The sequence below is a fragment of the Delftia sp. ZNC0008 genome (genome assembly GCF_000799035.1).
GTDB lineage: Bacteria > Pseudomonadota > Gammaproteobacteria > Burkholderiales > Burkholderiaceae_C > Comamonas > Comamonas tsuruhatensis.
Map to the genome: position 1 here is coordinate 1 of NZ_JTKZ01000916.1, position 4,563 is coordinate 4,563.

Consider the following 4,563-nt stretch of genomic DNA (forward strand, 5'->3'; position numbering starts at 1 on the left):
AGCCCCCGCTGGTGGAAGCCGAGGCCGCTGCCGACGATGACGGCGGCAGCGATGCCGGGCGCAGGCCGCAGGCGAGCACGCGGATGCAAAGCTTCTTCGACATCTCGCCGCGCTACAAGAGCGTGCGCGGCCACCTGCGCAAGGCGGCGGACCACACGGGGGTGGACTACGACCTGCTCAAGGCCGTGATTGCCGTCGAGTCGGGCTTTGACGCGCAGGCCATCTCGCCCAGGGGCGCAGTCGGCCTGATGCAGTTGATGCCCGCCACGGCCCAGCGCTTCGGCGTGGAGGCCAGCCGCCAGCGCAGCGTGCAGCAGCAACTGGCCGACCCGGCCGTCAACGTGCCGGCCGGCGCGCGCTACCTCAACCATCTGATGGGGCTGTTCCCCGGGCGGCTGGACCTGGTGCTGGCCGCCTACAACGCGGGCGAGGGTGCCGTGCGGCGTGCGGGGCAGGCCATTCCTCCCTATCAGGAAACCCGCAATTACGTGAAGGCCGTGCTCGGTATCTACGAGCAGCTGCAGGGCGGGCGCCAGCGTGCGGGCCAGGCAGCGCCTGCGGTGGCGGCACAGCCTGGCACAGCGCCCCGGATACGGATGACCTTGTCCACAGGGCTGCCATCGCCGCGATGAGCGGCCTTCACTGCATTTATTGAGATCACGAATTTCTTCATGAGCGATCAAAACACTCTGGATCTGGCCCAACAGGCGGCCGGCGATGCCCTGGACCTGGGCCAGTACGCACAGCGCGCCTACCTTGAATACGCACTGTCGGTCGTCAAGGGCCGGGCACTGCCCGATGTCACCGACGGCCTCAAGCCCGTGCAGCGGCGCATTCTGTATGCCATGGACCGCATGGGCCTGAGCTACAGCGGCCCCAACCACAACACGGCGGCCAAGCCGGTCAAAAGCGCGCGCGTGGTCGGCGATGTGCTGGGTCGCTTTCACCCGCACGGCGACCAGTCGGCCTACGATGCGCTGGTGCGCATGGCCCAGGACTTCAACCAGCGCTATCCGCTGGTCGATGGCCAGGGCAATTTCGGCAGCCGCGACGGCGACGGCGCAGCGGCCATGCGCTACACCGAGGCGCGCCTGTCCAAGATCACGGGCCTGCTGCTCGACGAGATCGACATGGGCACGGTGGACTTCGTGCCCAACTACGACGGCAGCACGCAGGAGCCGCAGCAGCTGCCCGCGCGCCTGCCGTTCGCCCTGCTCAACGGCGCCAGCGGCATTGCCGTGGGCCTGGCCACGGAAATCCCCAGCCACAACCTGCGCGAGGTGGCCGACGCCTGCGTGGCCCTGATCAAGCGGCCGCAGCTCAGCGACGAGGAGCTGTTCCAGATCATCCCCGGCCCCGACTATCCGGGCGGCGGGCAGATCATCAGCAGCGCCTCCGACATCCAGGATGCCTACCGCACGGGGCGCGGCAGCCTCAAGCTGCGCGCGCGCTGGAAGATCGAGGAGCTGGCGCGCGGCCAGTGGCAGATGGTGGTGACCGAGCTGCCGCCCGGCGTCTCGGCGCAGAAGGTGCTCGAAGAGATCGAGGACATCACCAATCCCAAGGTCAAGACCGGCAAGAAGGCGCTGAGCCAGGAACAGACCCAGCTCAAGGCCAGCATGCTGGCCGTGCTCGACGGCGTGCGCGACGAGTCCAGCAAGGATGCGCCCGTGCGCCTGGTCTTCGAACCCAAGACCGGCAAGGTGCCGCAGCAGGAGCTGGTCACGGCGCTGCTGGCGCACACCAGCCTGGAGTCGTCCAGCTCCATCAACCTGACCATGATCGGCCTGGATGGCCGGCCGGTGCAGAAAAGCCTGCGCCTGATGCTCGAGGAATGGATCGCCTTCCGCCAGACCACGGTCACGCGGCGCAGCCAGCACCGGCTGGCCAAGGTGCTGGACCGCATCCACATCCTCGAAGGCCGTCAGGCCGTGCTGCTGAACATCGACAAGGTCATCGCCATCATCCGGGCCAGCGACGAGCCCAGGCAGGCGCTGATCGATGCCTTTGCGCTGTCCGAGCGCCAGGCCGACGACATTCTGGAAATCCGCCTGCGCCAGCTGGCGCGGCTGGAGGCCATCAAGATCGAGCAGGAACTCAAGGAACTGCGCGTCGAGCAGGGCAAGCTCGAAGACATCCTGGGCAGCGAGAGCGTCATGCGCCGCCTGATCTGCAAGGAGATCGAGGCCGACGCCAAGCAGTTCGCCGATGCGCGCCGCACGCTGATCCAGGAAGAAAAGAAGGTGGTCGCCGAAGTCAAGGTGGTCGATGAGCCCGTGACGGTCATCATCTCGGACAAGGGCTGGGTGCGCACGCGCCAGGGCCATGGCGTCGATGCGGGCACGCTCAGCTTCAAGGCCGGCGACAGCCTGCACGGCACCTTCGAGTGCCGCACGGTGGACCAGCTGCTGGCCTTCGGCAGCAATGGCCGGGTCTATTCGGTGCCGGTGTCGCAGCTGCCCGGCGGGCGCGGCGATGGCCAGCCCGTGACCACGCTCATCGAGCTGGAGGCCGGCACCCAGATCCTGTACTACTTCGCGGGAGCCGAAGGAACGGCGCTGCTGCTGTCGGGGTCGGGCGGCTACGGCTTCGTGGCCATGGTGGGCGACATGGTCTCGCGCCAGAAGGCGGGCAAGGCCTTCGTGACGCTGGCCGACGGCGAGACGCTGTGCGCCCCGTCCACGGCCTACGGCGTGCCCATGGGCGCACGCGCCGAGCCGCAGGAAGGCGAGCAGGGCGCGGGCCTGCTGCTGCCGGCCACGCATGTGATCTGCGCCTCCACGGGCGGCCGCATCCTCACCTTCGAGATCGCCAGCCTCAAGCACATGGCCAAGGGCGGTCGCGGGCTGATGCTGCTCGACCTGGAGGACAAGGACACCCTGGCGGGCGCTGCCGCCTACACGCGCAGCATCCGCATCGATGGCCTGGGCCGCGGCGGCAAGGAGCGCAGCGAGACGCTGGAGATCCGCAGTCTCAACAATGCCCGTGGCACGCGCGGCCGCAAGGGCAAGTCGGCCGACCTGGGCTTCAAGCCGCAAAGCGTGACGCGCGTGGAGTAAAGAGCGCAACTGCCCCTGCAATGCCTTCCGCGAAAGGGGTGGATCAGGGGTTTTCTCTGGGTTTTTCCGACCTCCGGGCCCTGCTGCAGGCCTCAACATGGAGTCTTCCAACATGAGGGAGACTGGATATGCTGCGACTTCGCATGGCACACAAGCTGTGGCTTGCCGTGGCCGCCATCGTGGTGGCGCTGGTGGGCGTGGTCGGCTTGTCGGGTTATCGCTCGGCCCAGGTCCAGGCCCGGTCCGAGGCCGTCACCCAGGAGATGCAGGCGCGGGTCCAGGCCGCCGTGCGCTGGATGGGGCTGACCGAAACCAATGCGGCCCGCACCCAGGCCCTGGTGGTCAGCAGTGATGCTGCCGTCGAGGCCGAGTTCAAGGACGTGATCAGCGCCACCTCGGCGCGGATCACCGAAGTGCAGAAATCACTGGAAGCCATGCCCCTGTCCGACGCAGACAAGGCGCAGATGGCCAGGATTGCGGCAGCCCGCAAGACCATGATCGAACTGCGTGCCCAGGCACGCCAGCTCAAGGCCGATGGCCGGCAGGAGCAGGCGTTGGCCTTGGTCAAGCAATCCTACAACCCTGCCGTGGATGCCTATCTGCAGTCGCTGCGCGACTTCGTGCAGATGCAGGAGCAGGTGGTGCGCAGCAGCCAGGAAGAGACGGCAGCCTCGCGCAGGCTCACCGTGGGTTTTGCCGCTGCGGCCGTGGGCGTGCTGCTGCTGTGCATCGTCATCGGCGCCCATTTCCTGATTGCCAGCATCCGCCGCCCCCTGGCCCAGGCCAGGGAACTGGCCGAACGCATTGCCGCAGGCGACCTGAGCGCAGCGGCGCAGGGACAGACACAGCGCGCTGACGAATTCGGCGACCTGCTGCGCTCGCTGCAGGCCATGAGCGAATCGCTGTCGGGCATGGTGCAGCAGGTGCGCCAGAGCACGGACAGCATTGCCATCGCCAGTGCCGAGATTGCCACCGGCAACCACGACCTGTCCGTGCGCACCGAGCAGACCTCCAGCAACCTGCAGGAGACCGCAGCCGCCATGGAGCAGTTCACCAGCACGCTGCAGCAAAGCGCCCGCAGTGCACAGCAGGCCAGCAGCCTGGCGGCGGGCGCGTCACAGGTGGCCCAGCGCGGCGGTGAGGTCGTGGCCCGGGTGGTCGAGACCATGAAAGGCATCAACGACAGCAGCCGCCAGATTGCCGACATCGTCGGCGTCATCGACTCCATTGCCTTCCAGACCAATATCCTGGCGCTGAACGCCGCCGTGGAGGCGGCCCGCGCAGGCGAGCAGGGCCGGGGCTTTGCCGTGGTGGCCAGCGAGGTGCGCACGCTGGCCCAGCGCAGCGCGGCGGCTGCCAAGGAGATACGCCAGCTCATCGGCGCTTCGGTGGAACGGGTGGAGGACGGCGCCCGCCTGGTGGGCGATGCCGGCACCACCATGGAGGGCATCGTGCAGTCCGTGCAGCGCGTGGCCGACACCATCGGCGAGATCACGGCGGCCTC

At 68.0% G+C, this 4,563-nt stretch carries 3 protein-coding genes; all 3 read left to right on the forward strand.

The genetic code is table 11. The annotated features are described in order from the left end of the window. Window positions 1-632 (forward strand): lytic transglycosylase domain-containing protein (locus L995_RS29585; RefSeq protein WP_047475014.1); only part of this gene is annotated, 632 nt, incomplete at its 5' end. A gap of 39 nt (window positions 633-671) precedes the next feature. Next, the gene (gene parC, locus L995_RS29590) at window positions 672-3,059 is read left to right on the forward strand and encodes a DNA topoisomerase IV subunit A (RefSeq protein ID WP_016447621.1); all 2,388 of its coding nucleotides are present in this window, start codon (window positions 672-674) and stop codon (window positions 3,057-3,059) included. Window positions 3,060-3,187: 128 nt separating this feature from the next. Next, window positions 3,188-4,563 (forward strand): methyl-accepting chemotaxis protein (locus L995_RS29595; RefSeq protein ID WP_047475016.1); only part of this gene is annotated, 1,376 nt, incomplete at its 3' end.